The organism is Thermoanaerobaculia bacterium (assembly GCA_035260525.1).
Classification (GTDB): Bacteria; Acidobacteriota; Thermoanaerobaculia; order UBA5066; family DATFVB01; genus DATFVB01.
Window position 1 is genome coordinate 1 of sequence record DATFVB010000338.1, and the last position, 26,634, is coordinate 26,634.

Sequence of the window (26,634 nt, forward strand, 5' to 3'; positions counted from 1 at the left end):
CTCGCGATGACGAAGGAAGACGACGAGGCGCGGCGAGACGGGTTGGAAGACGGGTCCGGGCGACCCGCCGGCGGGCAAGGCGTACCGAGAGCGTACGTTGCGCCCGGCGGCGGGTCGCCCGGATCCGTATAACGACCCGTATCGTCCGCGCCTGCCATCATCTACCAGGTGTCGTACGTGGTGCCGTCCAGGGCCTTCGCCTTCGACCCCGAATGCACGTCCATGATCCCGGGCGTCGGCGGCTCCTCCGACGTTCCTTCGTCCTCGGGCGTGGGTTCGAGCTCCGTCTGCCACGTGTCGGCGGACTTCGTGATCGGGTCGATCGGGATCTTCCGCAGGTAGCCTTCCGTCACGAGCGTCGGGAGATCGGGCGGGTAGTGCCCCTTGTCGCCGTGGAACTCGTCGAGCGACTCGCGGAACGTGAAGAGGTCCTCGCGGAGCGCGGCCTCCCGCCCTTTCTGGGGCGCGTTCTTGAGCGCCGGCACCGCGATCGCCGCGAGGATGCCGATGATGGTCATCACGACGAGCAGCTCGAGCAGGGTGAATCCGCGATCCGATCGGGCGGCCTTGGTCTCGCCTTTCGCCGGGTGCGACCTACGTATCCCTCTCATACCCGCGAAAGGGGGTATCCAGCGCGCTCTCATCGGCAGGCTGGGTCCCCGCTTTCGCGGGGACGACCGCTTCGCGGTCGCCTCACAACCGCCGGCCGGCCGGTCCCGCGCGTCTGCCGTCGCACGAGCGCGCTCGGCGATCGACGCGCACGGCGCTATTGCGCCGGCCGCGATGCAGCCGATCCGCCGGCTTACGACGGATCGCGCGGGAGACGGCTCGCGTCTGGCCGCGCCCGGACCGTTTTCCCCGTGGGATCGGTGCGAGGTGTTCAACAGCCGGTCAACCGTGTATGGAAATGCGCTCATCTCGTCACCAATCCTTGTAGTACGACTTGTCGATCGCGCGATCGCCCGAGAGCGAATAAACGTCGTACACGTCCTGACCTCCCCAGCTCGTCGCGTCGGCGTCGTCCTGGAGCGACCGCAGACCCCACTCGGCCTTCCCCGTCATCGGATCGACCGGCACCTTGCGCATGAATTTCAGCTTCTTGTGGATCTGGCCGATCTGGTCCACGCCTTCGACCATCACGTCGAGCGTCTTCGGGTATCCCTCGGTTCCGAGATCGACCGGGAGCAGCCCGGCGTCGGAGTACTGCTTGTACTTGTCGATCGCGTTCCTCATCATCCGAAGGTCGTAGCGGAGCTCGACCTCCTTCTGGCGCTTCGTCGCGTAGCGCGAGACGGGGATGACCATCGCCGTCAGGATCATGATGAGGGCGCAGACGATCGTGAGCTCCACCATCGTAAAGCCTGCGCGGCGATGCACCGAGCCGGACGGGCGCGTGCCGCCTGCCGCCGGCACGACGTACGCTCCCCGGTACGCCATAGCCGCCGGCCGGCGACCCGCATCCCGGCGGGCTCGCGCCTCGCCGCGCTTCATCGTTGAGTCAACTGACATCGATCGTCCTGTGATCTTCCTTGGGCGGGCGCGGCGACTCGTCGCGCCGAAGCTCTCCCGAGCCTCCGCGCAGGATGGGCGCGGCGATGCATCGAGCCGGCCGGGCGCGTACCGCCGGCCGCCGGCACGACGTACGCTCCCCGGTACGCCTTAGCCGCCGGCCGGCGGCCCGCATCCCGGCGGGCTCGCGCCTCGCCGCGCCTCATCGTTGAGTCAACTGACATCGATCGTCCTGTGATCTTCCTTGGGCGGGCGCGGCGACTCGTCGCGCCGAAGCTCTCCCGAGCCTCCGCGCAGGATGGGCGAAGGCGGATGCATCGAGCCGGCCGGGCGCCGGTACCGCCTGGCGTCCCGCAGCTTTCCGCGGCGCATGGTTCGACCGTGCTCCAGAGGAACTGGGATGTTCAAAGAAGGACGATCAGGCGTGGCGAGGCGCGAGCGAGACGGGATGCGGGGCGCCCGCGGCGACCGGAGGCGTACTGCATGCAGTACGTCGCAGTGAGACGCGGGGGTCACGCGCCCGTATTCGCTCGATGCATCGCCGCGCTTGCCGTTCATTTCACCTCGACATCGACGGGATTCGACGAGACGATCGCCGGCCCGCCCGAAGCGAGCGTGAGCGCCGTCGCGTCGAGCGAGACGGAAGCGGTCCCGGGCGCCACGCCCTTGAGCGTCAGGCGAGCGATGGCGTGAGCCCCGGTCAGCGCGCCGCTGCCCGGCAGCGTCAGCGCCAGGCGGCTCGCCGAGACGGGCTCGACGCTTCCGCCGTTCAACGGCTCGACGTTTTCGACCTGAAGGACGGCGGGATCGAAGTCGATACCGAGCTTCGAGGCGGCGACGCCCTCGGTGCCGGAAGCGACGAGGAGCACCGTCTGCTGCTGTCCGGGCGAAAGAGAAAGCGCCGGAGGATCGAAGGCGAACTGGGTGCCGGAGACGATCGTCGCGGTCTGAAGTGCCTCCGCCGTTCCTGCGGCGGATGAGGTCTCCGCCGTCGACCCGGCGGCCGCGGGCGACGGCGTCGCGGTCGGATCCGAGGGCGTGGAGGCGTCGGCCGCCGACGCGACGGTGACCGGATCCGCTCCGGGGACGAGGTCGTTGTCCGCTCCGCGCGGCGGCGTCGGCGGAGGAGGCGGCGTCGAGATCGGCGGTGTGAACGGTGACGGGGTCGAGAAGGGGCTGGGCCCGAACCCCGACGGCGCGAGGTTGACGCCGCCGGGCGCGGCCGGCTTCTTCGGGACGTTCGGCGTCGGCCGCTGCAACTGGCGCCGGCGGCGCTCCTGCTCCGTCTGGAAGGGGCTGCGGTTGTCGTTGATCGACTCGACGCGCGGCGCGCCCTGGTAGGAGACGTTGTTCTCCGTGCCGACGTAGATCGGCATCAGGTCCTCCTCGTTGATGTCGGGCACGCGGATGATGTGCGGCGTGATCGTCATGACGAGGTCGGTACTCTGCTCACCGTGCGTCTTGTCGGAGAACAGGCGGCCGATGATCGGGATGTCGGAGAGGAAGGGGATGCCGGACGAGGAGTTCTGCTTGTCCCGGCGGATGAGACCCGCGAGGAAGTTCGTCTCGCCGTCTTTCAGACGGATCGTCGAGGCGATCGTGCGGGTGCTGATCGTCGGCTGCGTCTGGCCGCCGAAGGTCACGGGGTTGCCGAGGTTCGACACCTCGACGGTGAGCTTCAACGTGACCTCCTTGTTGTGGTGGACGCGGGGCTCCATCTCGATCTTGATCCCGACGTCCTGATACTGGAACGACGTGATCGGGACGATCGCGCCCGTGCCGCCGAGCGCGTTCTGCGTGTTGAACGTCGTCGTCGGGATCGGCACGCGGTCGCCGATCACGAGCTGCGCCTTTTCTCCCTCGGAGATGCGGAGCTCGGGCTTGGCGAGGACCTGGGCGTCGCCGGCCGATTTCAGGATGTTCACGGTGAAGTTCGGGACCGTGAAGCCGTACTGGTTGAGCGAAAGCTTCTTCAGGGCGTCGAGGGTGATGACGTTGGCGTTGGTGGAGGCGGCGGTCCCCGTCGTCGTCCGGCCTCCCGTCGTGGTGTCGGTGCTGCCGGTCGTATCCGTCGGCGCGGTCGCCGGCTTCAAGAGCAGCGCGCTGATCGAGCTCGGATAGTTGACGCCGAGATGGAGGTCCTTCGTCAGGTTCATCTGCAGGAGCTCGACGTCGACGACGACCTCCGCCTTCTCCTTGTCGTTCTGGTCGATGATGTTCTGCGCGATCGAGACCTTGTCGGCGGTGTCGCGGATCGTGATCGCGTTCTCCTGCTTGTTGATCGACACGTGGACCGTCCCGAGGAGCGCCCGGATCGCGTTGGCGGTCTCCGTCACGTCGCCGTTGGAGAGGTAGAACGTGCGAATGACGAGGTCCTCGTAGGTCTTGCGGTTCTGCGGCGTGTCGGCGGCGATCAGGATCGTGTGGGCGTCGACGACCTTGTAGAAATGGTTCTCCTGCCGGATGAGCGTCTCGAGCGCGTTCTGGAACGGCACGTTCGCGATGACGATCGTGACGGGGTCGTCCTTGAGCGCCGGATCGAAGATGACGTTGATCCCCGCCGCCTGCCCGAGCGCCTGGTAGATCTGCTTGATCGGACGCGGCTGCGGGAAGTTGAGCGAGATCGGCCGCTTCGAGGAGGGCTGCAGGATCGGCATGGCGGCGTGGGCGTTCTTCGTCTCCGCCTCCATCCGCTCCATCCGGCTCGGCTGGTTCTTCTGCGCCTCGAGCTTGGCGACCTGATCGCGCGCTCGATTGAGCTCGAGAGCGGCGTAGTCGTTCTCGGTGTCGAGGACGGTGGCCTGCTCGAGCTCGACGACGGCGAGGTCCGGGCGTCCCGAGGCGAGGTACATCTTCCCCTTCTCGAAGTGCTCCTGCGAGGCCTTGCGGCGAGCATGGTCGAACGCCATTCTGTAGCGCATCTGCCGGGGGCTCTGTTCGCGCGCCTTCGCGTACTGCGAGACGGCGGCGTCCCACCGGCCGAGCTCCTCGGCGTCCTGCCCCTGCCGGAACGCCCGCTCGCCGGCGCAGCCGATCGCGAGCAGGAGGAGCGATCCGAGCGCCGCGGCGCGAATCCCGGGATTTTTCTTCCTCACCGTTCGAATCTCCTTATCGTCACTTGCCGGGCGAGATCGGGATGCGCCGGACCTCGCTTTCCGGGAAGCCCACGAATCCCACGTCGAGAGATTCGTAGCCGACCCGGCGAATGATGAACTTTCCGTCGACGACGTCCCCCTGCCGGACGAGGAGCAGCCGGTCGCCGTCGACGACCGCGGCGACCGGCGCCTTCGGCGGGCCGAAGGTCCCCGTGAACTGGAACGCGATCGCCGGCGGCTGCGGCGGCGGCGGCGGGGGCGGCGGCGGAAGCGGCCCGACGAACCGCGGGTCCCCCGGAGGGGTATACGCGGGAGGGGCCGGTTTCGGCTTGGGGGGCGGCGGCTCCTTGAACTTGAAGAGGTCGCGCGACATCTCCGCCGGGGTCGGACCGTTCTTCGAGAAGGCCGACACGTCGATGTCCGGGATCTCGTCGGGCGAGACCTTCGTCTCCGGCCGGCGCCCGAACGAACGGCCCGACACGGCCTCGGGGTCGACGGGCCGGGACGCCCGCGCCGGAGCCGCTTCCGGCGGCGGACCGGCGGGCTTGGCGCGCAGCACGAGCAGCAAAAAGAGGATCGCGAGGACGCCCAGCAGGGCCGCCTGTTTCGCGCGTTTGGTCATCTCGTGGTCCGGGCTTTCTCGACCGGTTCGAGGGCCGAGTAGAAATACGTGGCGAGGTCGAGATGCACCGTCCCCGCCCCGGTGGTCTCTCCCTTGCGCGACAGCTGCACGCCGCGGACCACGAGCCAGCGCGGGTCGTTCTCGAACCCGCGCAGGAGCGCGCGGAGCGTCCGATAGTCGCCCTCGACCCCGAACCCGATCGACATCTCCTTCAACGGCATCTTCGCGCGGTCGTGCACGCCGTACGCGATCGAATGCGGGTTGACGTTGGCCTGCCGGCAGACCTTGTGGATCTCGTCGACGACCTGCGCGACCGTGTCGTCGATCGTGCCGATCCGCCGGCCGTAGAACTCTTCGGCCGCCTTCCGGACGTTCTCGACGTGGGCGAGGTCGGCGACCGCCTTCTTGCGCGACTTCTCGGCCGCGTCGACCCGGTCGAGCGCGTGGCGGCGGGCCTGCGCGAGCGCCTGCGTGCGGGAGGCATTGACGGCGTGCCCCGCGAGGAAATACACGAGATTGGCGGCGAAGAAGAGGAGCGCCGCGGCCACGACGACCGCCCGCTCCTTCCAGAGGGCCGCGTCGAACCTCATTTCTTCTCTCCCTCGCCCGCCGCGAGATACTTCACGCTCAGGTGGAACGTGAAGCCTTCCGGGGCGCCCTTCTCCGGGTCGCTCTCCGACGCCGGGACGGGCTCCCGGAAATACGGGTCCTTCGCGAGCGCGGCGAGCGTCTTCACGATCGAATCGGGTCCCCGGCCGACGAAGTCGATCGTGAGGTTCGCGTCGCCGTTGGGCAGCACGGCCGGGGAGAGCCGCGTGACGTACACCTCGTCGGGCAGCGCGCGTTCGAGCCGGGTCAGGAGCACCGACCAGGAGAAATCGCGCTCCTTCAGCAGGGTATTGAGGAGCACGCTCTCGGTCTGGAGCTCTTTCAGCTTCACGCTCGCGAGCCCCGAGCTGTCCCGCGCGGCGCGCTCCTCGGCACGATTCGCCGCTTCGTTCAGCTTCCGGATCTCGGCGACCGTGCCGGCGGAGGAGCCGCGGAACGCGTAGTAATCGCGGACGTTCAGCGACAGGAGCGCCGCGCCGAGGACCGCCGCGAGCGCGACCGTCACGATGATCGGCCGATCGTCCCGGAACGGCCGGCGAGCGAAGTCGAGAGAAACGGCCATCAGCGGGTTCCTCGGGGCCGGGCGCCCATGGCCGGCCGCGCCGACGGCCAGGCGCGGCGAGAGGGGTCGCAAGACGGATTCGCGTGCGCCGCCATGTTCGGGTCGGCGGAACGACGATGAGGCGCGGCCAGACGCGAGCCCGACGCGCACCCACAGACCGCCGGACCCGAAGGCGTACCGAAAGCGTACGTCACAGGGGCCGGCGGTCGAGGACGCGCGTCCGGCTCGATGTATCCGCCTTCGCTCCTCCGGAGCTTCGGCGAGACGAGTGGCCGCGCCGGCCTCATGAGGCCTCCCAGGCGGAAGCCGCCGCGGCCAGCGCCTCCGGATGCGCCTTCGTGTGCAGCCCGACGGAGGGATCGGCGTCGAGGAGCTCGCCGCCGAGATCGGTCGGCGCCAGGGCCTCGAGCTCCGGGTAGCCGGCTTCGCCCGTGCCCTCGTCGAGGACGTAGAGCGGCGGCGGTGCCGTCGTGCCGCCGAAGGTCTCCGTGTAATAGGAAAGCGACAGCCGGATCTCCTGCACGTCGTCGACGGCATCCACCGCGGTCGACTTCTGACGGTAGAAGAGGGGGTGCCCGCCGCGGGCGATCAGGAGCGACGACGTGCCGCGGCTGCGGTGGAGGAGCAGGTAGTCGCCCCCCGCCGCCTTCGCGAGGCGCTTGTCGAGCCCGTTGAACAGCGAGACCGTCGCGGGCTGGAGCCGGCCGACGCGCACGCCGGAACCGGCGAACGCCGCCTCGATCGAGCGAAGCGTCTCTCGCGGCGAGGCCGAGACGAGGAGGCGCGCGCCTTCTCCCGCCTTCGCGATCTCCGCGAACGCGACGTCGAGCTCGTCGACGCGGCCCGGCAGCAGCTTCTTGAGCTTCCAGTGGACCATCTCGCTGCGTTCCTTCCGCCCCGCGGGGATGAGGTCGAAATCGAGGGTCATCGTGCGCGCCCACGCGTCCGGGATGACGACCGAGGCGCGGCGCAGGCCTCCGGGGACCGCCCGGCGCGCGGCCGTGACGATCGGCGCGAAGGCGTCGGGAGCGAACACCGGAGTGCCGAACGCGCCGAGCGCGAAAGCCTCCGGCGGGAAATCGAAGTGCCGGAGGAGCGACACGGCCGGCCGCTCGCCCTCGCCGACCCGGACATACGTCGCCCCGGAGTCGGTGAGCGCGAACGCGTCGGGCGGGACGACGGGAGCGAAGGGGTTAATCGACAAAGGTCACCTTGTTGATCTCCTTCAACGTCGTGTCTCCCGAGAAGACCTTGCGGAGCGCCGAATCGCGCAGGAAGATCATTCCTTCCTCCTTGGCGGCGCTCTTGATCTCGGAGGCGGGGCGCTTCTCGAGGATGAGCCCGCGGATCCGGTCGGAGAGGTCGAGGAGCTCGGCGATCGCCATGCGGCCGCGGAAGCCCGCGCCGTTGCACTCGAGGCAGCCGCGCCCCTCGTAGAACGTCTTCCCCTCCGTCTGGTTCGGGAGGAGCCCCGACTCGAGGAGGGCGTCGCGGGAGTAGGTGACCTCTTCCTTGCAATGAGGGCAGAGACGCCGGACGAGCCGCTGGGCGAGGACGCAGTTCAGGGCCGAGACGAAGTTGTACAGGTCGACCTTCATGTTCAGGAACCGCCCGATCACGTCGACGACGTTGTTCGCGTGCACCGTCGTGAAGACGAGGTGGCCGGTCAGCGCCGACTGCACGGCGATCTGGGCGGTCTCCTCGTCGCGGATCTCGCCGACCATGATCTTGTCCGGGTCGTGGCGGAGGATCGACCGCAGCCCGCGGGCGAACGTCAGCCCTTTCTTCTCGTTGACCGGGATCTGCGTGATTCCCTTCAACTGGTACTCGACCGGGTCCTCGATCGTGACGATCTTGTCCTCGACCGACTGGATCTCCGAGAGGCACGCGTAGAGCGTCGTCGTCTTTCCCGACCCGGTCGGCCCGGTGACGAGCACCATCCCGTAGGGCTCGCGGATGAACTTGCGGAGGCGTTTCTTCGTCGGCTCGTCGAGACCGACGACGTCGAGCGAGAGGGTCCGGAACTCCTCGTTGGCGGACTCCTTGTCGAGGATTCGGATCACCGCGTCCTCGCCGTGGACGGTCGGCATGATCGAGACGCGGAAGTCGATCGTGCGGCCGCGCACGCGGAGCTTGAAGCGGCCGTCCTGGGGGATCCGCTTCTCGGCGATGTCGAGCTCCGACATCACCTTGATGCGCGAGATGATCGTCCCGTGGTGGCGCTTGTCGATCGGGTCCATCGCCTGGTAGAGGACGCCGTCGATCCGGTACTTGATGACGACGAGCGCCTCCTGCGTCTCGATGTGGACGTCGGAGGCGCGGCGCTGAATCGCGTTGAAGATGATCGAGTCGACGAGCTTGATGATCGGCGAGGAGTCCTGGGTGATCGAGTCGATCGTCAGGGTCTCTTCGCCGTCCTCGTTCTCGGAGACGAGCTGGAGTCGGAAATCCTCCGTCGCCTCGTCGAGCACGCGCTGCGACGACTCGCTCTTCTGCAGGATCTCGGCGATCGCCGCCCGGCTCCCGACCTTGCGCTTCAAGGGCAGTCCGACGAGCATCTCGAGCTCGTCGAACCGCACGACGTCGGAGGGGTCGGCGGCGATGATCGTCATCGAGCGGTCGCTCCGGGCCTCCGGCACGAACTCGTACTTGAGCATCCATTCGACCGGCACGGAGCGGAAGAGCTCCGGGTTGACGCGGAACGACAGGAGGTCGACGTAGGGAAGCCCGAGCTTCCCGGCGAGCGCGATCGCGCGCTCCTCCTCTTCCTGGGGCGACATCGCCTTGATCGGGGGTACGAGGGGGTCCTTGCGAGCCGACATCCTCCTAACCTTTCATAGTCGACAGGATCGTGAAAAGCGGCAAATACACCGCCATCAGGATCGTCGCGATCACGATGCCCATGAAGACGAGCACCGCGGGCTCGACGAACGAGATCACGCGCGCGAGCTGCGCGTCGATCTCCTCGTCGTAGAACTCCGAGGCCGAGTTCAGCATTTCCTCGAGCGCGCCCGAGGACTCTCCGACCTTCACCATCTCGATGGTGAGGTTGGTCATCATCCGCGTGTCCTCGAGCGCGCGCCAGAGCTCGCCTCCCTCTCGGACGCGGGGGACGGTCTGGGCGATCTTCTTCGAAACGAAGCGGTTGCCGACCGCCTCGGACGCGGTTTCGAGCGCCGGAACGAGCGGAGTGCCGCCCGAAAGCAGAGTCGCGAGCGAGCGGGTGAACTGGGTGATCGAGAATCGCCGGAAGATCCCGCCCACGAACCAGAGCTTCAGGAGCTGCGCGTGGAAGAACTCGCGCCCCCGTTCGGAGCGGCCGTAGCGGGTCAGCACCAGGACGAGGATCGCGAGGCCCGAGACGATCCACACGATGTTCGCCCGGAGCGCGGTCGCCGTGCCGACGACCAGACGCGTCAGGAGCGGCAGCTCCGAGCCGAACTCCGAGAAGAACTCGGTGAACCGCGGAATGACGAACGTCATCAGGATCGAGATCAGGCCGATCGAGACGGCGATCAGGATCGCGGGGTAGATCAGGGTGCTGACGACCTTGCGCTGGAGCGCGACGATCGTCCTCTGGTACTTCAGGTACCGCCGGAGCACCGGCTCGAGCTCTCCGGCTTTCTCGCCGGCCTTGAGCGAGGTCGGATAGAGCCGCGGAAAGATGTCTCCCTGCGCGGCGAAGGCTTCCGAAAGCGAGGCGCCCGACGTGATCCGGTCGCGGACGTCCGTCAAGACCTCCTTCCACACCGGGTTCTGCTGCCGCTCGAGCAGCAGCTCGATCGACCGCAGGATGGGGAGGCCGGCCTTCAGCAGCGCGACGAGCTCCTGGTTGAAGACCAGGAAGTGCGACATCTTGATCCGCCGGCGGCGGCGGAGCCGGAACCCGAGCGCGGCGGAGCGTTCCTTGATTTCGAAGACGTGCGCGCCGCGGCGCTCGAGCTCGATCCTCGCGGCGGAGCGGTCGGGCGAGATGATCGACTCTTCGGCGACCCCCCCGTCCGGCCAGCCGATCCGCGCGACGAATTCCGGCACTAGTGTTTCTCCGCGGCCGCGATACCCGCGGTCCCCTTGTCGGCGCCCGGCCGGGGATTCTCCTGGACGAGGAGGATCAGGAGCAGCGCCTTCTTCGACGCCTCTTCCTTCGAAGCCCCGAGAACGAGCGTCTGATTCAGGCCGACGTTCAACGTCGTCCGGAAGAGCGGCGTGTCGACGCGGCGCCCCGCGACGGTGCGCTCACGGGCGAGCGCGAACGCCGAGAGCCGCAGCATCGCTCCCTGCCCGGCGGGCTCGATCCGGAACGTGAGCCGGTACTCGCCCCCCAGCAGGTAGGACACGGATTCTCCTTCGGCGCCGCCGAGCACGGCCGAGTCGATCAGCGCGTAGTCGTTGAAGCGGAAGACCTCGCGGAGCTTGTTGCCGATCCCGCCGATCTCCTTCGAGAGATCGCCGGCCGAGGCGTCGGCGCGCGCCCGCACCATCTTCACCGCGATCGAAAAGCCGCGCGGCGGGACGTCGAACTGCGCGAGCGCCTGCCCGATCGTGTTGAGCGCCGCGGGGCGGTCCGTGATCGTGAGCGCGTTGATCTTCGGCTGGAGCAGGATCGACCCGGAGTCGGAGAGGAGCGGGCGGACGAGGAGCGTCGCTTCTTCGACGCGCTTGTAGCGGAGGACGAACACCTTGACGCCGACCGGCTCGGCGGCGAAGGCGGCGGCCGAAATGGCGATCAGTCCGGCGACGACCGCCGTCCGGAGAAGTCCCCGGCGCGGCATCTCAGAGGTCGAGGGAGCGGTCGACGATCCAGACGATCTTCGGGTCGTCCGGCGAAGCCGTGCCGGGGTTCCACTCGTAAATCGTCGCCGAAGACGGCATCGACGGCTCCTCGCTCCCGGGACGCACGATGCGGTTGGCGGCGCCCGCGATGCCGCCGGGCCCGGCCGGCCGCGCCGCGGCGATGGACACGCTCCGGCGGGCGACGGGCGCGGAGAAGGTCAGCGCGAGGAGGGCCGCGGCGCCGAGCGCGGCGGCCGAGCGCCGGGCGCGACGGGCGCCGTTGCCGCGAAGCCGGCGGTCGGCCTCGCGCACGGCGATCGCCGCCTTCACGTTCTCGAGGATCGCGCGCGTTTCCGCGTCGCCGACCGGCGGCGGAGGGGGCGCGACCGCGAAGATGAGGGTCGGGTCGGCCGCGATCGCGTCGCGGCGGCAGGACGCGCATTCCGCCAGATGCGCGCGGAAGGCGAGACGCTCCGCTTCGGCGAGCCGGTCCCGCCGGTACGCCTCGGCGCGAGCGGACGCGGTGCGGCACGCTTCGGTCATGTCCGGCTCCAGCGGCGGAAGAGGCTCGGGAACTCGTGGCGGAGCTTCTTCTGAAGCGCTTTCCGCGCGTTGAACAGGTGGTTCCGGACGGTGGACTCGCCGCAGCCGAGGATTTTCGCGACGTCCTTCGAGTCGAGCCCGTCGATCTCGCGCAGCACGAAGGCCGCCTTCTGCTTCTCGGAGAGATCCGCCGAGACGCGCTCGAACAGCTCGGCGACCTGCGAGGACTCGAGCGCGAACGTCGCCTCCTCCTCGAGGGCCGCTTCGCGGCCGCGGACGAGGTGCAGGGTGGCGCCGTGCGCCTTCGCGCGGCTGCGGTTCGCCCTCAGGAAATCGATCGAGAGGTTCGTCGCGATCCGGTAGAGCCAGGTATTGAACGAGTACTTCTCATCGTAGCGGGCGAGCGAGTCCCACACCCGGAGGAAGACGAGCTGGGCGACGTCGCGCGCCTCGTCGGCATCGCCGATGATCCGGCGCGCCACCGAGACGACCGCGGGGGTCTTCCGCAAGACCAGCGTTTCGAAGGCGATGGCGTCGCCGCCGCGGGCCCGGATCGCGAGCTCGCGATCGTCGACCTCCGCGCTCTTCTGCTGCGCGCGCTCCCGGCTGTAAACGAGTTCCATTCGTTCCATCTACGGAGCCGAACGCCTCCGCGTTGGGGAAAAGATTTCCTTCATAACCCTTTGAATGATCTCATTTTCACCGCTTCCGGCCAAGCCGCCGGGCGGCGGGAGCCTGCATATAATCCCGGCAATGGTGCTCTACCGGTTCCTGTTCGGGCTCGGGCTCGCGGCCTACGCGCCGTATGCCTTCATCCGCCAGGCGGCCGGCGGCCGGAGAATCGGCGACTGGCGGGGGCGGTTCGGGCTTTCCTCGCTTCCGACTTTCCGGCGAAGTATCTGGATCCACGGAGTTTCCGTCGGCGAAGTGAACGCCGCCCGGACGATCCTCGGGGCGCTCCGGGAGGAGACCGACGCCCCCCTCGTCCTCTCCTCCTCGACGGCGGCCGGTCTGGCGATGGCCGCGGAAGTCTCCGCGGCCGACGGCGCGATCCCGTTTCCGCTCGATCTCGCCCGGCCGGTCGAGCGCGCGCTCGCGGCCGTGGACCCGACGCTCGTGCTCCTGACCGAGACGGAGATCTGGCCCCTGTTCCTCGATCGGTGCGAGCGCCGCGGCGTCCCCGTCGCCATCGTCAACGGTCGCATCTCCGCCTCCTCGTTCTCGCGGTATCGGCGCGCCGGCCGGTGGCTCGCGCCGTCGCTCGCGCGCGTCGCGCTCTTTGCGATGCAGACCGAGGAGGACGCGGCGCGGGTCCTCGCGCTCGGCGTTCCCGAAGGTAAGGTCCGCGTGACCGGCAACGTGAAATTCGACGTTCCCGCGGCGGACCGCCCGGCCGTCGCGGAGCGCCTGCGGAGGCTCGCCGGCGGACGCGCGGTCGTGATCGCCGCTTCCACGCACGAGTCCGAGGAGGCGGCGGCGCTCGCCGCGTGGAGCGTGCTCGATCCGAAGCCGCTCCTCGTGATCGCGCCGCGACGGCCCGAGAGATTCGACGACGTCTTCCGGCTCCTGATCGAAGCCGGAGTGCGCGCGGCGCGATTCTCGGAGCCGCCGAACACCGATGTCTTCCCGCCGCCCGACGCGGTGCTCCTCGACACCGTCGGCGACCTCGCCTCCGCCTTCGGCGCGGCCGACGCGGCGTTCATCGGGGGAACGCTCGCCGAGATCGGCGGGCACAATCCGATCGAGGCGTGGGCGAAGGGGGTCCCGACGGTGATCGGACCCCACGTCGCGAACATCCGCGCGATCGCCGCCGCCGGATCGGCCGCGGGCGCGGCGATCCCGGCCGGTTCGGCCGCCGAGCTCGCGGGGGCCTGGCAGGAGCTCCTTTCCGACGGGACGGGGCGTCGGACGCGCGCCGCGGCCGCGGCACGCCTCGTCGAGAGCCATCGCGGCGCCGCGCGGAAGACCGCGCTCGCCGTGCTCGCGCTGCGGAAGGGCGCGTGAACCCGTACGGCGCCGTCGTCGCGGCGAGGCGGCGGCTCTACGAGGCGGGAATCCTGCGCTCCGAGCGAGTCGGCGCGCCGGTCGTCTCGATCGGAAACCTCACGTGGGGCGGCACGGGGAAGACCCCTTTCCTCGCGTTCCTCGCGGGCCGTTTCGAGGCGGCCGGCCGCCGGGTCGGCATCGTCTCCCGGGGGTATCGCCGGCGCTCCTCGGGCGTGGTCGTCGTCTCGGACGGCGCGTCGATCCTCGCCTCTCCCGACGCCGCGGGAGACGAGCCGTATCTCCTCGCCTCCCGTTTTCCGCGCGCGGTCGTCGTCGTCGCCGAGAAGCGCGCCGAGGGGGCGCGCGAGGCGATCCGGCTCGGCGCGGAGATCCTCCTTCTCGACGACGCCTTCCAGCATCTCTCGATCGAGCGCGACCTCGACGTCGTGCTCGTCGACGCGGACGACCCCTGGGGGGGCGGCCTCCCTCCGGGCGGGCGGGGTCGCGAACGGCCCGCCGCGCTCTCTCGCGCCGATCTCGTCGTCGTCACCCGCGCGTCGAAGGGAGTTTCGTCCGCCGCGGATCGGGAGGTCCCCCGCTGGACGCGCGCGCCGGTGTTCCACTGCCGGCTTCGTTTCGCCGGGTGGTTTTCGGGAGGGGCGCCGGCGGTCCTTCCGGCGGGAGCCCGGGCGTTCGCCTTCTGCGCGGTGGGGAACCCGCAGAGCTTCCGGGCCACTCTTTCGGAAGCCGGCGTCGCGCCGGCGGATTTCGCGGTCTTCCGCGATCACCACGCGTACACGGAGCGCGATCTCCGGTCTCTCGAGGAGCGGGCGGAACGCGCCGGCGCCTCCGTGCTCCTGACGACCGAGAAGGACGCCGTGAAGCTCGCCGGCAAGACGGCGCTCCCGCTCGTCGCCGCCCGCATCGAAGCGGAGATCTTCGAGCCCGGATTCGAAGAGCAGGTCGACCGCCGCCTCGCGGAGCGCACGCGGTGACCGTCCGGGACGTCGTCGAGCACGCCGCCGTTCGCGGCGCGATGGCCGCGCTCTCCGTGCTCCCGCTCCGGTCGCGCTCGGGTCTCGCGCGCACGGCGGCCCGTTTCTACTACCGCGTCGGCCGAAGCCGGCGGACGATCGCGCTCGAGAATCTCTCGCGCGCCTTTCCCTCGCTGCAGGAAGGGGAGCGGGCCGCGATCGCGCGGCGCTGCGCCGAGAACTTCAGCGGCGTGTTCTTCGACTTTCTCGCCGCGACGCGCCTGTCGCGGGAGGGCCTTCGCGCCGCGGTCGAGATGGAGGGGGAGAGCCACTACCGGGCGGCGGTCGCCCGCGGCAAGGGGGTCTTCCTGCTGTCGGCGCATTTCGGCAACTGGGAGATCGGGGCGCTCGCGGCGGGGCTCCTCGCCGCGCCGATCGCCTCGGTCGTCCGCCCCCTCGACAACCCGCGTCTCGAGCGGGAGCTCGCGCGGCTGCGCGGCAAGTTCGGAAACCGGACGATCGGGAAGAAGCAGGCGGCGCGCGAAGTCCTCCGCGAGATGCGGCGCGGCGGGACGGTCGCGATCCTGATCGATCAGAACGTGCTCGCCCGAGAGGCGATCTTCGTCCCGTTCTTCGGCCGGCTCGCGGCGACGTCGCCGGCGCTCGGCCTCCTGCAGAAGAAGACCGACGCCGCGGTCGTGCCGGTCTTCTGCCGCCCGAAAGGGGGAGGGCGCTACACGCTGCGCTTCGAGCCGCCGATCGTGCTCGCGGACCTGCCCGAAGCGGATCGGAGCGTCGAGGCGTTGACCGCGCGCTACACGAAGGTGACCGAGAATGCCGTCCGCGCGGATCCCGAGCTCTGGCTCTGGATGCACAACCGGTGGCGCACGCGACCGACGGGAGAGACGACATGAAGCGCCTCGTCATCGCGCCCAACTGGCTGGGCGACGGCGTGATGGCGATCCCCTTCCTGCGCGCGTTGAAGAGGAGCGACCCGGGCGGAACCCTCGCCGTGCTCGCCCGCCCGTCGAATGCGCCGGTCTTTCCGCTTTCCGGCGCCGTCGACGAGGTCTGGAAGAGCCGCGGACGCGATCTCGCCGGGTTCTGGAACGACTCCCGCCGCGGCCGGCGGGCGCGGTTCGACGAGATCTGGGTGCTGCCGCACTCGTTGCGTTCCGCTCTCCTCGCCCGGGCGATGGGCGGCCGCCGCCGCTTCGGGTACGCGACGGACGGACGGCGACGGCTCCTGACCGACGCCATTGCGCCCGGCCCGGCGACGACGCACCAGCTCCGCGACGAGGACCGCCTGCTGGCGGCCTCGGGGATCGCCCCGGACGAGGACCCGCCTCGCCTGACGATCCCGGCCCAGATGTCCGCCGCGGCACAGCGCGAGCTCGCCTCGTGGCAGCTCGAGCCGAGGCCGATCTTTCTCGCCCCGGGCGCCGCGTTCGGGCCGACGAAGCTGTGGCCGGCGGAGCGCTTCGCGCTGCTGGCCGACGCGCTCCTCGACCGCGGCGAGAAGGTCGCGCTCGTCATCGGTCCGGACGAGATCGAGCTCGGGCGGCTGATCGCGCGACGGGCGCGCCACCGGGTCCCTCTGATCGGCGCCGAGCTCGACACCGGCGAGCTCGCGGCGCGGCTGGCGCGGGGAAAGCTCCTCGTCGGCAACGACTCGGGACCCGCCCATCTCGCGGCCGCGGCCGGAACGCCGGCCGTCGTCTTCTTCGGCCCCACCGACCCCGGCCGCACGGAGCCGCGCGGCGCGCCTGTTCTCGTCCTCGACCGGTACGTCTTCTGCTCTCCCTGTTACCTGAAGAAGTGCCCCTACCAGCATGAGTGCATGGAAGAGATCACGGTCGAACTGGCGCTCGAGGCGTGCCTGAGGATGATCGGGAGCTAGTCGAAAAGTCGGGCGCTCGTTGCAGCGAACGGCGAATGGGTTCGCCGTCGCTGAACTCGCTTTTTGGCGGGAGTCCATAACGGCTTCCTCTCAGTCACCAGATACAGACGAGGGGCGCGGCGAGAGCGAGATGCTGGCTGACGACGGTCACTCAGACAGGGATTCGAGCGGCCCCCGGGGCCCTTCGCATCGCGGAAAGCTTTCGCCCGAAGTCACCGAGGCGAAAGCTCCGCGACGCGGGAGCGGGAGCGCAGGCGAGGGAGTGGCGGTGGCGCGGTCGAGTCGCTCGTTCGACGAGCCGCGCCGACGTCACGCGCCCCCGGTCCCCGAGCCGGCTCCCGCGACGGGATCGCTGCGCCGGCCAAAAGAAAAGCCCCGGGGACGAACCCCCGGGGCAAAAGCACTCACCGTTTGCCGGAACGGTAATTAGTTGGTCTTCGGAGCGGCTTCCGTCGTCGTGGCGGGTTTCTCTTCGGTTTTCTTGTCCATCTTCTTCATCGACTTCTTCTTCATGGTGTGCTTCTTCTTCATCGTGGTCTTCTTGGCGCCGGCTTCGTCCTTCTTCATCTCCGTGGTGGTGGCCTTCGTCTCGGTCGTCTTCGTTTCGGTCTTCGCGGCGTCCTCGGCGAAGGCGGCGACGGAGAGGGCGAGAATTCCGGCGGCGGCGAGAGCAATGAGCTTCTTCAAGGTTGGAACCTCCATATCTCCCGTTGGGTTGATGAGGTGGGAGATGAACAGACCTCGGGCGGGGGATAAGGAAGATTCGGGCCAGGTCGGATTCCCCGGCACGGCCGAGGCCAAACCATTGCTTTCAGGCGGTTAACAGCTGTCGACCTCTCCTACGAACCCCGAGTCGCCCTTCCGGAAATAAACATTTTGCGTGCGGGACTAACCGAAAGCGTCTAGTCGGATCGCCTCTTTCCGGGATCGGTCCGCGGCGCGGGCTTACGGGTTCGGCCCTTTCCGGGAGGGCGCGAGGGCGTTCCACGTGAGCCCGGGCCGGTCGTTGCGAAACGAACCGAGGGCCGCCCCGTCGGGAAACGTGAATCCCTGGAGCATTCCCAGGGGAATCATGGACAGGTCGAGGTTCCCGTCGGCGTCGGAGCGCGGCCGCTCGCCGCACATGCTCGAGAATCGGAACGGGTAGATTCGGGGCAGACGGACTCCATTGACGACGAGCGTGACCATCTGGTCGGCAACGGGACGGTGCCCCGCGTCTTCGAAATGGAGCCGGAGTCCGGACAGGGACGACGGCAGCACGACCGTCGTCGGTCCCTGCGTTGCGGGAACCTCCGCCGGAACGATCGCCAGGGTATGTCCGCAGGCGAACGCGAAGAGGACGTGGGACCCCGCGCCGATGCTGTCGAACTCGAACGAACCGTCGGGGCCCGAGGTCGTTTCCTGGGAGAACGTCTCGCCGGACTCGTCGTAATCGACGCCGACGAGGGCCATCGCGACCGGCGCTCCCGAACCATCCGTGACGACGCCCCGCAGACCGGCGGAAGGTTCCAGAAGGATCTCGAGATGACCGCCATCCTCCGTCGGCGAGACGCCTTTCGTGACCTTCTGCTCGTACCCCCTGGCGCCGGCGGTGATATCGACCGGCGCGAGCGTCAGGTTGTCGAGAACGAAATCGCCTTCCGCATCGGCCTCTGCGTGGAGCGAGACGCTCGCGCTGTCGACGGAACCGTCCGGCGACGCCGCCGATTCGGAGTCGACCTCCGCCCGGGCTATCCCCTTGCCCGTCTCGGCGTCGCGAATGGTTCCGGCCACCCGTCCGGAGGGAAGATGGATGTCATGGGTGACCTCGGGGGTGTCTTCGGGGATCGTCACGATTTCCGGAAACGGAAGCGCGGAGTCGGGCGGCGTGGTCGTGAGCCCGTACTGACCCGGTACCCACACGCGGAGACCGTATGTCGCGTCTTCGCCGGCGGTCGTGTCCGCGAGCGGCGTGGTCCCGTGTCCTCGGATCGCTATCCGGCAATCGGGCAGGGGGTCCTTGCCCCTCCAGACCGTCCCGGAGATGTGGATCGGGGTCAGGGTCATCGTGGCCGTGGCGCGCCGGGCCTCTTCGATCGCCACTTCCGCTTCGGCGAACAACCCGCTTCCACGCTGTTCGATGATCACGGTGAGAAGTCCCGGCTCGAGGTCGGTGAAGTCCGCCGTCAACGAGCTCTTCGCATCGAGATTCCTCTCGATGAAGGGAGGGGCGCGGCGGGCGACTCTTGCCGGCCCGTGGTGCAGGGCCACGTCGATTTTTCCCTCCGGAACTTCGTCGGGGAAGTTGACGACGAGGGACAGGTCGCCGCCGGTCGAGAGCGGTACGGTGCCGAGATGGACAATGGTTCCGGCCTTGACGGAAAAAGTTTTCCGGGTCGCGACGTATCCGGGCGCTTCGAACCGGATCTCCCAGGTTCCCACTGGAAGAGACTCGAAGTCGAGCCGGCCGCCGTCCTCGCCGATCGGTACGTCTCGGAAAAACGCCGCGTCGCTCTCGGCAGCCGCTCGGTCCGTCTTCGTCGCGAACGCTTTCCAGTGCGCCGGCGGACGCCCCGAACGCGGGTCCACGGGGATGGCATCCACTCCGCCTGCGCGAGAAACCCGCTGGGGCGGCGAGACCGAGACGTCTGCCTTGAGGACGCGCAAACGGCCGATGAGCGCCGGCACGTACATCCGTCGAAGAACGGCGATCTTCCAATCGCCCGGCGGAAGCACGAGCTCGAGAGAGGGCCCGCTCGCTTCGCGAACCGAGACGGGCCGGATGCGAGAATACGGCTCCCATTTTTCGCCGGCCAGCGCGGCGAGAATCGTCGTACCCATCGCGGCACTCTTCACCCGCACTCGCTGATAGGAGGACGGAAAGTAGTAGATGGAGTTTTTCGAGTCCTTCGGGACGAGCCACCGAAACGCTCCGTTTCCGGGCTCGGGCGGCCGCGCCGCGCTTCCCCGGCCCGTCGAGTCGAGCCGAATCACCTTCCCGGAAACCGTCAGAGTCGCGGGCAGTGGGAAGGGCCATCCGGGCGCTGGGCGGACACTCACCGGGTTGGATGAGATCGCCAGGACGCCGAGGAGGGCGAGAACACCGGCCATCGCCGAGAACATCGTACAACCGGCGTCGGGAACGTGCCATGCCGAAAGCCTCGGGCCAGGCCGAAGCGCGCGGCGAAACCGGAGAAGGGGGTTCAAGACGCCCCGCCGAGGACGAGGGACCGTGAATATTGGAAGCGGCGCGGTATGAAGACGGGTCCGACGCGGTCCGTGCGCTAGGGATGCGCTCCGGTGGACCGGAAAGTCATGCGAGAGCCGAGTGGCGGGGCGAAAACGGTTGGAAGACGGCTTCGGGCGAGCCGGCCCGCGGGCGCGGCGGGTCAGGCCTATCGGGAGAACCTGAAAGTCGCGCGAGAGCCGAACGAGACGGGATGACGCACGACCGCGACGTCCCGAGGCGTACTAAATGCAGTACGTCGCAGGGCGGCGCGGACGGGCGGCGCCCGTATTCGTTCGAGCTATCGCGTGACCGGCTACGTCAGCTCGACGTTCCAGTACGCGACGTCGAGAAAGTTCCGCCACGACGCGTGCCAGCGCGCGCGGGTGAACTGGCCGACGGGGTTCCAGCGCGGCCGTTCCGGCGGCGCGATGAGGCGGATCCCCGCCTCGGCCGGCGTCCGATTTCCCTTCCGGACGTTGCAGGAGAGGCAGGCGCAGACGACGTTCTCCCACGACGAGACTCCGCCACGGGAGAGGGGGAGCACGTGGTCGAGCGACAGCTCCGACGACGCGAAGCGGCCGCCGCAGTACTGGCAGCGGTTCCCGTCGCGCAGGTAGATGTTGTGGCGCGAGAATTTCACCTCGCGGCGAGGAAGGCGGTCGTAGTTCTTCAGGAGGATCACGCGCGGGACGAGGATCGCGCGCGACGGCGTCAGGACCACGTCGTCCTTCGGCTGCGCCGGGATGTCGCACCAGTGCTCCCACTCGTAGGTCGAGTAGTCGGGGAGGACGGCCTTCGCGTGCCCCTTGTAGAAGAGGGAGATCGCGTTGCGGGCCGTCGTCACGCGCAGGGCCTGAAACACCCGGTTGAGGACGAGCACCTCGGAGTCGAGCATTCGCGCCATTTTAGTGCCCCGGAGCGGGAATAGCGATAGTTGGGCGCTACCCCCGACCCCCCGGCGTCCGTGTTTTCGGTAAGATTTCGCGGTGTCCTCTCCCGACAAGGCGCGCGCCCGGCTGCTCTCGCTCGTCGACCGTTTCGCCGGCCGGCGCATCGCGGTCGCGGGGGACTTCGTCCTCGACCGCTTCGTCCACGGGCTCCCGAAGCGCATCTCGCGCGAAGCGCCGGTCCTGATCCTCGCCTGGGCGCGAGAGGAGAACGTCCCGGGAGGCGGCGCCAACACCGTCGCCAACATCGCCTCGCTCTCCGGACGGCCGCTGGCGTCGGGCGCGGTCGGCGCGGACGAAGAGGGGCGGACTCTCGCGTCGCTCTTCTCCCGGGCCGGCGTCGACACGTCGCTCCTGGTGCCCGTCGAAGGCTACGCGACCCCGACGAAGACGCGGATCCTCGGCGGGGGCGTCCACTCGATCCGGCAGCAGGTAGTGCGGATCGACCGCGAGGACGTCCTGCCCGAGAACGCGGAGCTGTCCGCGACGCTCCTCGAGAATCTCCGCCGGGCGTCGACCGATGCGTCGGTCCTCGTCCTCTCCGACTACGGATACGGAAGCAGCCGGCCCGAGTGGATCGCGGCCGCGCGCGCGGCGAACCCGGGGATCCGCGTGCTCGTCGACTCCCGCTTTCGCCTGACCGACTACGCGGGCGCCGACGCCGCGACGCCCAACGAGGAGGAGCTCGAGCGCGCGACGGGCGAGGCGTTCGACGACGTGGAGGAACGCTTCGAACGGGCCGGGCGTTCGCTCCTCTCCCGGCTCGCGAGCCCGGCCCTCCTCGTCACGCGCGGCAGCCGCGGGATGGCGCTTCTCCGGCCGGGGGAGCCCACGCTGTCGATTCCGGTGTCGGGGACCGCGCAGGTCGCCGACGTCACGGGCGCCGGCGACACGGTGATGGCGACTTTCGCGCTCGCGCTCGCGGCCGGCGCGAGCGAAGCGGAGGCGGCGCTCCTGTCGAACTTCGCCGGCGGAATCGTCGTGATGAAGACGGGGACCGCGACCCTTTCCGTCGAGGAGCTGCGCGAGGCGATCGCAGCCGACCGCACGATCATTCCCTCCGTGGCGTCGCGGCTGTAGGGCCGTCCGCCGTCCCGCGCGACCGCCTTTTCGGGTTTCGCCATGACGAAGAATCGCCTCAAGGCGCGGCGAGGCGCGAGCCCGGCGGGATGCGGGCGTCCGATCCCGCGGCCGCGGCATACCGGGGCGTATGTTAAGGCCGCGGGTCGTGGCGCACGCGCCCGCCCGGCTCGATGCATCGCCGCGCCGATCACTGCACCTTTCGGTTATTCTCTTCATGTGGCGCAGATCCTCTCGCGTCGACAGGCCGCCGACGCGGCCGAAAGGCTCCGGCGAGAAGGAAAGACGCTGGTCTTCGCCAACGGCGCCTTCGACCTGCTCCACGTCGGCCACGTCCGCTACCTCGAGGCGGCGCGCCGCGAGGGGGATTTCCTCCTCGTCGCGATCAACTCCGACGATTCGGTGCGGCGGCTGAAGGGGGCCGGCCGTCCCGTCGTCCCGGAAGCGGAGCGCGCGGAGATCGTCGCCGCGCTGCGCTGCGTCGACGCGGTCGTCCTCTTCGCCGAAACGTCCCCCGCCGCCCTGATCGCGGAGCTGCGTCCCGCCGTCCACGCCAAGGGAACCGACTACACGCGCGAGTCCGTACCGGAACGCGACGTCGTCGAGCAGGGGGGAGGGCGCGTCGCGATCGTGGGCGATCCGAAAGACCACGCGACGACCGATCTCCTTTCGCGACTGCGGGGCGGCGCGTGAACGTCGTCATCGTCCGCCTGTCGTCGATGGGGGACGTCGTCCACGCGCTGCCGCTCGCCGTCAATCTCAAGCGCGCCGGGCACCGCGTCGGATGGGTGATCGAGAAGCCGTTCGCGCCGCTGCTCCGGGGAAATCCGTTCCTCGACGCCGTCTTCGAGGTACAGACGCGGCGCTGGCGGCGGCGGTCATGGCGGCTCGAGTCGCTTTCCGAGATCCGCCGGGCGGCCGCGGCGCTTCGCGCCTTCGGCGCCGACGTGCTGCTCGACCCGCAGGCGAACGAGAAATCGTGGGCGATCGCGCGGTTCGCGTCCGCGCCGCGGATCGTCCTCGACGATCGCGAGGTTCGAGGAAACTGGACGCGCCGGTTCTCCTCGCTTCGGGTGCGGCCGAGCGGCGCGGCCGGCCACGTGACGGACCGCGTGCTCGGGCTCCTCTCGCCGCTCGGAGTTCCCGCCGGGGAGAGGGCGCCCGACGCGCGCTACCTCCTCGCGGACCCGCCGGCGGCGGCGTCCGATTTCCTTTCGCGGGTCCCGCGGCCCTTCGCCCTGTACCACCCGGGCGCGGGATGGGCCAACAAGAGCTGGGGGGAGGAGCGATTCGCCGCGCTCGCCGACCGCGTCCGGAGGGATCGCGGCATCGCGCCGATCGTGTCGTGGGGGCCGGGGGACGAAGCGCGGGCCAACGACCTGTCCGGGCGTCTCGGCGCGCCCGCGATCCCGGCGCTCGACTTCGGCGGTCTCGCGCGCGTCATGTCGGAAGCGTCGTTCTTCGCGGCGGGAGACACGGGCCCGCTGCATCTCGCCGACGCGCTCGGCGTCCCGACCGTGGCGCTCTTCGGGCCCACCGACCCGGCGCGCAACGGTCCCTACCGGCGCAACGGGGTCGAGTTCTCCTCGACCCTGGCGTGCGCCCCCTGCAACGACCGCTACGGCGAGACCAAGCCGTGCCTCGCCGGCACGTCCCCGGAGGCCGTCGCTCGCGCCGTCCTCGCGCGGTTTCCGGCGGCGTGAGCCGGCGCGCCGCGGCGCTCCTCCTCGTGCTCGCGGCCGCCGGCGGCCCGGCGAGCGGCCAGACGGCGAATCCTCCCTTCGCGGGGGAGACGCTGCGGTACGCGATGTCGTGGAAGATCTTCTCCGGCGGCATCATGACGATCTCCGTCTCGGATCCGATCGTCCTCGAGGGGCGGCCCGCGTACAAGATCGAGCTCTCGGCGATCTCGAACGACTTCATCTCGAACTTCTTCCTCGTCCGGGACTCGATCACGTCCTGGGTCGACCGGGCGACGCTCCAGTCGCTCCGCTACGAGAAGCACTCGGTCGAAGGCAAGCGCGTCGACGACGAGCGGATCGACTTCGACCTCGTGGAGAAGATCGCGACCCGCGAGAACGGGCGGAAGATCCCGTTCGAGACGCCGGTCTTCGACTCGCTCTCTTCGGTCTACTACCTGCGCACCCGTTCTCTCGTTCCGGGAGAGCCCATCGACCTCCAGGTCGTGTCCGGAAAGCACGCGTACCGGCTCGAGGTCGACGTCCTGGGGCTCGAAAGCGTGAAGACTCCCGCCGGGACGTTCCTCGCCCGGAAAGTGCACCCGAAGATGAAGGAGGAAGGGCTCCTCAAGAAGGGGGGCGATCTCTGGATCTGGTTCGCCGACGACGCGCGAAGGACTCCCGTCATGATCAAGTCGAAGCTGAACTTCGGGATGCTGACCGCCCGGCTCGAAAGCGGCCCGTGACGCAATTGCTATTTCGCAGCGGCGCACATAGCATGCGGCATCGGTTAACCGGGAGACCGTCACCATGCCATTGAAACTGGGAGACCTGCTGCTGAAGGCGAACGTCATCTCGCAGGAGCAGCTCGACGCGGCGCTGAAGAACCAGCGCGACGAAGGAGGGAAGCTCGGCGAGGTGATCGTCCGGTTGGGCTACGCCAGCGAGGACGACATCACCGAGACTCTCTCCCAGCAGTTCGGCGTTCCCTCGATCAACCTGGCGGATTTCGAGATCGAGGCGTCGGTGATCAAGCTCGTCCCGGGCGACGTCGCCCGAAAATACATGATCCTCCCCGTCAACAAGACCGGGGCCACCCTCACGATCGCGATGGGCGACCCGACGAACGTCTTCGCGATGGACGACATCAAGTTCATGACGGGCTACAACGTGGAGCCGGTCGTCGCCTCGGAGGTCGCGCTGCGCAACGCGATCGACCGCAACTACGGCACGCCGCGGTCGCTCGTGCTCAAGGACCGCGGCAAGCCCACGGCCGGCGGCGGCTCCACGGCGATCCCGAATCCCCTCGGGACCTTCAGCTCGGCGCTCGGCGGAAGCACGGGGCTCGACGACGTCATGGCGGCGGGGCTCACCGCCGACGACATGGCGGCCGTCTCGCTGGGCGAGATCAACCTCGACGAGATCGCCGGCGTCGAGGCCGGCGCCGAGCTCGACGTCGTCCGAAGCCTCGAAGGGGAGGAGATCGACCTCGACAGCCTGTCGAAGTCGACGGAAGCCGCGCCGATCGTGAAGGTCTCGAACCTCATCCTGATCGAGGCCCTGAAGTCGGGCGCCTCCGACATCCACGTCGAGCCGTACGAGAAGGAGTTCCGGGTCCGGTTTCGCGTCGACGGCGTGCTCCACAACATCATGGCGCTGCCGCTCCGCGCGCGCGACGCGCTGATCTCGCGGCTGAAGATCATGGCGAAGCTCGACATCTCCGAGAAGCGCCTCCCGCAGGACGGCCGCATCAAGATCCGCCTTCGCGTCGAGGACCGCTCGCGCGACCTCGACCTGCGCGTCTCGACGGTGCCGACGCTCTTCGGCGAGAAGGTCGTCATGCGCCTCCTCGACAAGGCGAAGCTCCAGCTCGACATGACCTATCTCGGGTTCGAGCCGGAGTCGCTGCGCCGGTTCAAGGACGCGATCGAGCGCCCGTACGGGATCGTGCTCGTGACCGGTCCGACCGGATCGGGGAAGACCAACACGCTCTACTCCGCGATCTCCGCGCTGAACGACCCCGAGGTCAACATCATGACCGCCGAGGACCCGATCGAGTTCAACCTCGTCGGGATCAACCAGGTGCAGATGAAGGAGCAGATCGGCCTGACGTTCGCGGCGTCGCTCCGCTCGTTCCTCCGGCAGGACCCCGACATCATCCTCGTCGGCGAGATCCGCGACTTCGAGACCGCCGAGATCGCGGTCAAGGCCGCCCTGACCGGCCACCTCGTCCTGTCGACGCTGCACACCAACGACGCTCCGTCGACCGTGAACCGTCTCATGAACATGGGAATCGAGCCGTTCCTCGTCGCCACGTCCGTCAACGCGATCTGCGCGCAGCGGCTCGTGCGCCGGATCTGCGCGACGTGCGTCGAGGAGGTCGAGACCCCGCCGCAGACCCTCATGTCGATCGGTTTCTCGGCCGACGAGGTGAAGTCCTTGAAGACGATGCGCGGACGCGGGTGCGACCGCTGCAAGCGGACCGGGTACAAGGGGCGGATCGGGCTCTACGAGGTGCTCCTCTTCTCCGACGAGATCCGCGACATGATCCTCTCGGGCGCCTCCTCCGTGGAATTGAAGCGCAAGGCGATCGAGGAGGGGATGCTGAACCTCCGGATGTCGGGGCTGCAGAAGATCCGGGACGGGGTCACCACCATAGAGGAAGTCCTCCGGGAAACCGTTCTTTAGGACAGCAAGCGCGGCGATACATCGAGCCGGGCGGGCGCGTGCAACCCGCCCGCGGCCGCGACGTACGCCCCGGTACGCCTTAGCCGCGGGCCGGGCTGCCCGCATCCCGCCGGGCTCGCGCCTCGCCGCGCCCCGTCGTCGTCACAACTGAGGGGCGCCGATACGAACGCGGACCGCAGGGTGGTCGCTCGGGATCTGCCGGGCCCCTCGCGGCGCGACGAAGTCTCGCGCAAGCGCTGCGCGAGACGACTTGCGCCGCGGGAGCGGGAGCTCGGCGAGGGGGTGGCGGCTCCGGCGGCCGAGTCGCTCCCCTCCACAGCCCGCGCCGGCCGGGCCGGCCTTCGGCCTCCCTCACCCGGCCGCCTGTGGCGGCCACCCTCTCCCGCCGGGCGGGGGAAGTCGGCGGCTTCGCTTTGCTCGCGGCCCCATGTGGGGTCCGCGCGACAGGACCCGCTCCAC

24 protein-coding genes are annotated in these 26,634 nt (G+C 69.2%); 9 read left to right on the plus strand and 15 right to left on the minus strand.

From position 1 onward, the window contains the following. Positions 1-161 precede the first annotated feature (161 nt). The 12 genes from VKH46_16050 to VKH46_16105 form a co-directional block, all read right to left on the minus strand. A complete protein-coding gene (locus VKH46_16050) occupies positions 162-611 on the minus strand; it encodes a prepilin-type N-terminal cleavage/methylation domain-containing protein (protein ID HKB72351.1) in 450 nt (149 codons plus the stop codon). Positions 612-921: 310 nt separating this feature from the next. After that, a complete protein-coding gene (locus tag VKH46_16055; protein HKB72352.1) occupies positions 922-1,353 on the minus strand; it encodes a hypothetical protein in 432 nt (143 codons plus the stop codon). A gap of 710 nt (positions 1,354-2,063) precedes the next feature. Continuing rightward, positions 2,064-4,604: a secretin N-terminal domain-containing protein gene (locus VKH46_16060; GenBank protein HKB72353.1), complete on the minus strand. Its 2,541-nt coding sequence runs from the start codon at positions 4,602-4,604 to the stop codon at positions 2,064-2,066. 19 nt (positions 4,605-4,623) lie between these two features. Beyond that, entirely contained in the window at positions 4,624-5,226 is a 603-nt protein-coding gene (locus VKH46_16065) for a hypothetical protein (GenBank protein ID HKB72354.1), read from the minus strand. Next, a complete protein-coding gene (locus VKH46_16070) occupies positions 5,223-5,816 on the minus strand; it encodes a hypothetical protein (protein ID HKB72355.1) in 594 nt (197 codons plus the stop codon). Before VKH46_16070 ends, VKH46_16065 begins: the two co-directional genes overlap by 4 nt. After that, on the minus strand, positions 5,813-6,397 hold the full coding sequence (locus tag VKH46_16075; protein ID HKB72356.1) for a PilN domain-containing protein: 585 nt from the start codon (positions 6,395-6,397) through the stop codon (positions 5,813-5,815). Before VKH46_16075 ends, VKH46_16070 begins: the two co-directional genes overlap by 4 nt. Positions 6,398-6,680: 283 nt before the next feature. Continuing rightward, entirely contained in the window at positions 6,681-7,601 is a 921-nt protein-coding gene (locus VKH46_16080) for a hypothetical protein (GenBank protein HKB72357.1), read from the minus strand. Further along, complete coding sequence (locus VKH46_16085; protein ID HKB72358.1) at positions 7,591-9,219, minus strand: GspE/PulE family protein; 1,629 nt, start codon at positions 9,217-9,219, stop codon at positions 7,591-7,593. Before VKH46_16085 ends, VKH46_16080 begins: the two co-directional genes overlap by 11 nt. A gap of 4 nt (positions 9,220-9,223) precedes the next feature. Beyond that, positions 9,224-10,432: a type II secretion system F family protein gene (locus VKH46_16090; protein HKB72359.1), complete on the minus strand. Its 1,209-nt coding sequence runs from the start codon at positions 10,430-10,432 to the stop codon at positions 9,224-9,226. Next, positions 10,432-11,169 (minus strand): secretin N-terminal domain-containing protein, encoded by a 738-nt coding sequence (locus VKH46_16095; protein ID HKB72360.1) that lies wholly within the window; start codon positions 11,167-11,169, stop codon positions 10,432-10,434. The genes VKH46_16090 and VKH46_16095 overlap by 1 nt, the downstream gene beginning before the upstream one ends. A gap of 1 nt (position 11,170) precedes the next feature. After that, entirely contained in the window at positions 11,171-11,713 is a 543-nt protein-coding gene (locus VKH46_16100; GenBank protein HKB72361.1) for a zf-HC2 domain-containing protein, read from the minus strand. Beyond that, positions 11,710-12,336, minus strand: coding sequence for a sigma-70 family RNA polymerase sigma factor (locus VKH46_16105; protein HKB72362.1), 627 nt, complete (start codon positions 12,334-12,336; stop codon positions 11,710-11,712). The genes VKH46_16100 and VKH46_16105 overlap by 4 nt, the downstream gene beginning before the upstream one ends. Positions 12,337-12,466: 130 nt before the next feature. Here VKH46_16105 and VKH46_16110 point away from each other — a divergent pair, with 130 nt between their 5' ends. From VKH46_16110 to waaF, 4 genes are read left to right on the plus strand one after another with little or no spacing between them, the layout of a single operon-like run. Next, entirely contained in the window at positions 12,467-13,717 is a 1,251-nt protein-coding gene (locus VKH46_16110) for a glycosyltransferase N-terminal domain-containing protein (GenBank protein ID HKB72363.1), read from the plus strand. Beyond that, positions 13,714-14,694 (plus strand): tetraacyldisaccharide 4'-kinase, encoded by a 981-nt coding sequence (lpxK, locus tag VKH46_16115; GenBank protein HKB72364.1) that lies wholly within the window; start codon positions 13,714-13,716, stop codon positions 14,692-14,694. Before VKH46_16110 ends, lpxK begins: the two co-directional genes overlap by 4 nt. Beyond that, positions 14,691-15,587, plus strand: coding sequence for a lysophospholipid acyltransferase family protein (locus VKH46_16120; protein ID HKB72365.1), 897 nt, complete (start codon positions 14,691-14,693; stop codon positions 15,585-15,587). The genes lpxK and VKH46_16120 overlap by 4 nt, the downstream gene beginning before the upstream one ends. Continuing rightward, positions 15,584-16,573: a lipopolysaccharide heptosyltransferase II gene (waaF, locus tag VKH46_16125; protein ID HKB72366.1), complete on the plus strand. Its 990-nt coding sequence runs from the start codon at positions 15,584-15,586 to the stop codon at positions 16,571-16,573. The genes VKH46_16120 and waaF overlap by 4 nt, the downstream gene beginning before the upstream one ends. 426 nt (positions 16,574-16,999) lie before the next feature. On the opposite strand, the gene VKH46_16130 is transcribed toward waaF, so the two are convergent. From VKH46_16130 to VKH46_16140, 3 genes are all read right to left on the minus strand, one after another. Continuing rightward, entirely contained in the window at positions 17,000-17,260 is a 261-nt protein-coding gene (locus VKH46_16130; protein HKB72367.1) for a hypothetical protein, read from the minus strand. 258 nt (positions 17,261-17,518) lie between these two features. Then, entirely contained in the window at positions 17,519-19,393 is a 1,875-nt protein-coding gene (locus tag VKH46_16135) for a carboxypeptidase-like regulatory domain-containing protein (GenBank protein ID HKB72368.1), read from the minus strand. A gap of 701 nt (positions 19,394-20,094) precedes the next feature. Continuing rightward, positions 20,095-20,676 carry an HNH endonuclease gene (locus VKH46_16140; GenBank protein HKB72369.1) on the minus strand — a complete coding sequence of 194 codons (582 nt, stop codon included), beginning with the start codon at positions 20,674-20,676 and terminating at the stop codon, positions 20,095-20,097. Positions 20,677-20,767: 91 nt separating this feature from the next. Here VKH46_16140 and VKH46_16145 point away from each other — a divergent pair, with 91 nt between their 5' ends. The 5 genes from VKH46_16145 to VKH46_16165 all read left to right on the plus strand — a co-directional run bounded on the left by VKH46_16145 (position 20,768) and on the right by VKH46_16165 (position 26,175). Then, positions 20,768-21,808, plus strand: coding sequence for a PfkB family carbohydrate kinase (locus tag VKH46_16145; protein HKB72370.1), 1,041 nt, complete (start codon positions 20,768-20,770; stop codon positions 21,806-21,808). Positions 21,809-22,027: 219 nt separating this feature from the next. After that, positions 22,028-22,501 carry an adenylyltransferase/cytidyltransferase family protein gene (locus VKH46_16150; GenBank protein ID HKB72371.1) on the plus strand — a complete coding sequence of 158 codons (474 nt, stop codon included), beginning with the start codon at positions 22,028-22,030 and terminating at the stop codon, positions 22,499-22,501. After that, the gene (locus VKH46_16155; protein HKB72372.1) at positions 22,498-23,511 is read left to right on the plus strand and encodes a glycosyltransferase family 9 protein; all 1,014 of its coding nucleotides are present in this window, start codon (positions 22,498-22,500) and stop codon (positions 23,509-23,511) included. Before VKH46_16150 ends, VKH46_16155 begins: the two co-directional genes overlap by 4 nt. After that, complete coding sequence (locus VKH46_16160) at positions 23,508-24,233, plus strand: DUF3108 domain-containing protein (GenBank protein HKB72373.1); 726 nt, start codon at positions 23,508-23,510, stop codon at positions 24,231-24,233. Before VKH46_16155 ends, VKH46_16160 begins: the two co-directional genes overlap by 4 nt. 64 nt (positions 24,234-24,297) lie before the next feature. After that, the gene (locus VKH46_16165) at positions 24,298-26,175 is read left to right on the plus strand and encodes an ATPase, T2SS/T4P/T4SS family (GenBank protein ID HKB72374.1); all 1,878 of its coding nucleotides are present in this window, start codon (positions 24,298-24,300) and stop codon (positions 26,173-26,175) included. Positions 26,176-26,634 lie beyond the last annotated feature (459 nt).

Bases quoted from the DNA above. Each gene is read 5' to 3' on its own strand.
- VKH46_16050 (HKB72351.1), bottom strand. From the start codon at position 611: ATGAGAGGGATACGTAGGTCGCACCCGGCGAAAGGCGAGACCAAGGCC.
- VKH46_16055 (HKB72352.1), bottom strand. From the start codon at position 1,353: ATGGTGGAGCTCACGATCGTCTGCGCCCTCATCATGATCCTGACGGCG.
- VKH46_16065 (HKB72354.1), bottom strand. From the start codon at position 5,226: ATGACCAAACGCGCGAAACAGGCGGCCCTGCTGGGCGTCCTCGCGATC.
- VKH46_16070 (HKB72355.1), bottom strand. From the start codon at position 5,816: ATGAGGTTCGACGCGGCCCTCTGGAAGGAGCGGGCGGTCGTCGTGGCC.
- VKH46_16075 (HKB72356.1), bottom strand. From the start codon at position 6,397: ATGGCCGTTTCTCTCGACTTCGCTCGCCGGCCGTTCCGGGACGATCGG.
- VKH46_16085 (HKB72358.1), bottom strand. From the start codon at position 9,219: ATGTCGGCTCGCAAGGACCCCCTCGTACCCCCGATCAAGGCGATGTCG.
- VKH46_16095 (HKB72360.1), bottom strand. From the start codon at position 11,169: ATGCCGCGCCGGGGACTTCTCCGGACGGCGGTCGTCGCCGGACTGATC.
- VKH46_16100 (HKB72361.1), bottom strand. From the start codon at position 11,713: ATGACCGAAGCGTGCCGCACCGCGTCCGCTCGCGCCGAGGCGTACCGG.
- VKH46_16105 (HKB72362.1), bottom strand. From the start codon at position 12,336: ATGGAACTCGTTTACAGCCGGGAGCGCGCGCAGCAGAAGAGCGCGGAG.
- VKH46_16110 (HKB72363.1), top strand. From the start codon at position 12,467: ATGGTGCTCTACCGGTTCCTGTTCGGGCTCGGGCTCGCGGCCTACGCG.
- waaF (HKB72366.1), top strand. From the start codon at position 15,584: ATGAAGCGCCTCGTCATCGCGCCCAACTGGCTGGGCGACGGCGTGATG.
- VKH46_16135 (HKB72368.1), bottom strand. From the start codon at position 19,393: ATGGGTACGACGATTCTCGCCGCGCTGGCCGGCGAAAAATGGGAGCCG.
- VKH46_16140 (HKB72369.1), bottom strand. From the start codon at position 20,676: ATGCTCGACTCCGAGGTGCTCGTCCTCAACCGGGTGTTTCAGGCCCTG.
- VKH46_16165 (HKB72374.1), top strand. From the start codon at position 24,298: ATGCCATTGAAACTGGGAGACCTGCTGCTGAAGGCGAACGTCATCTCG.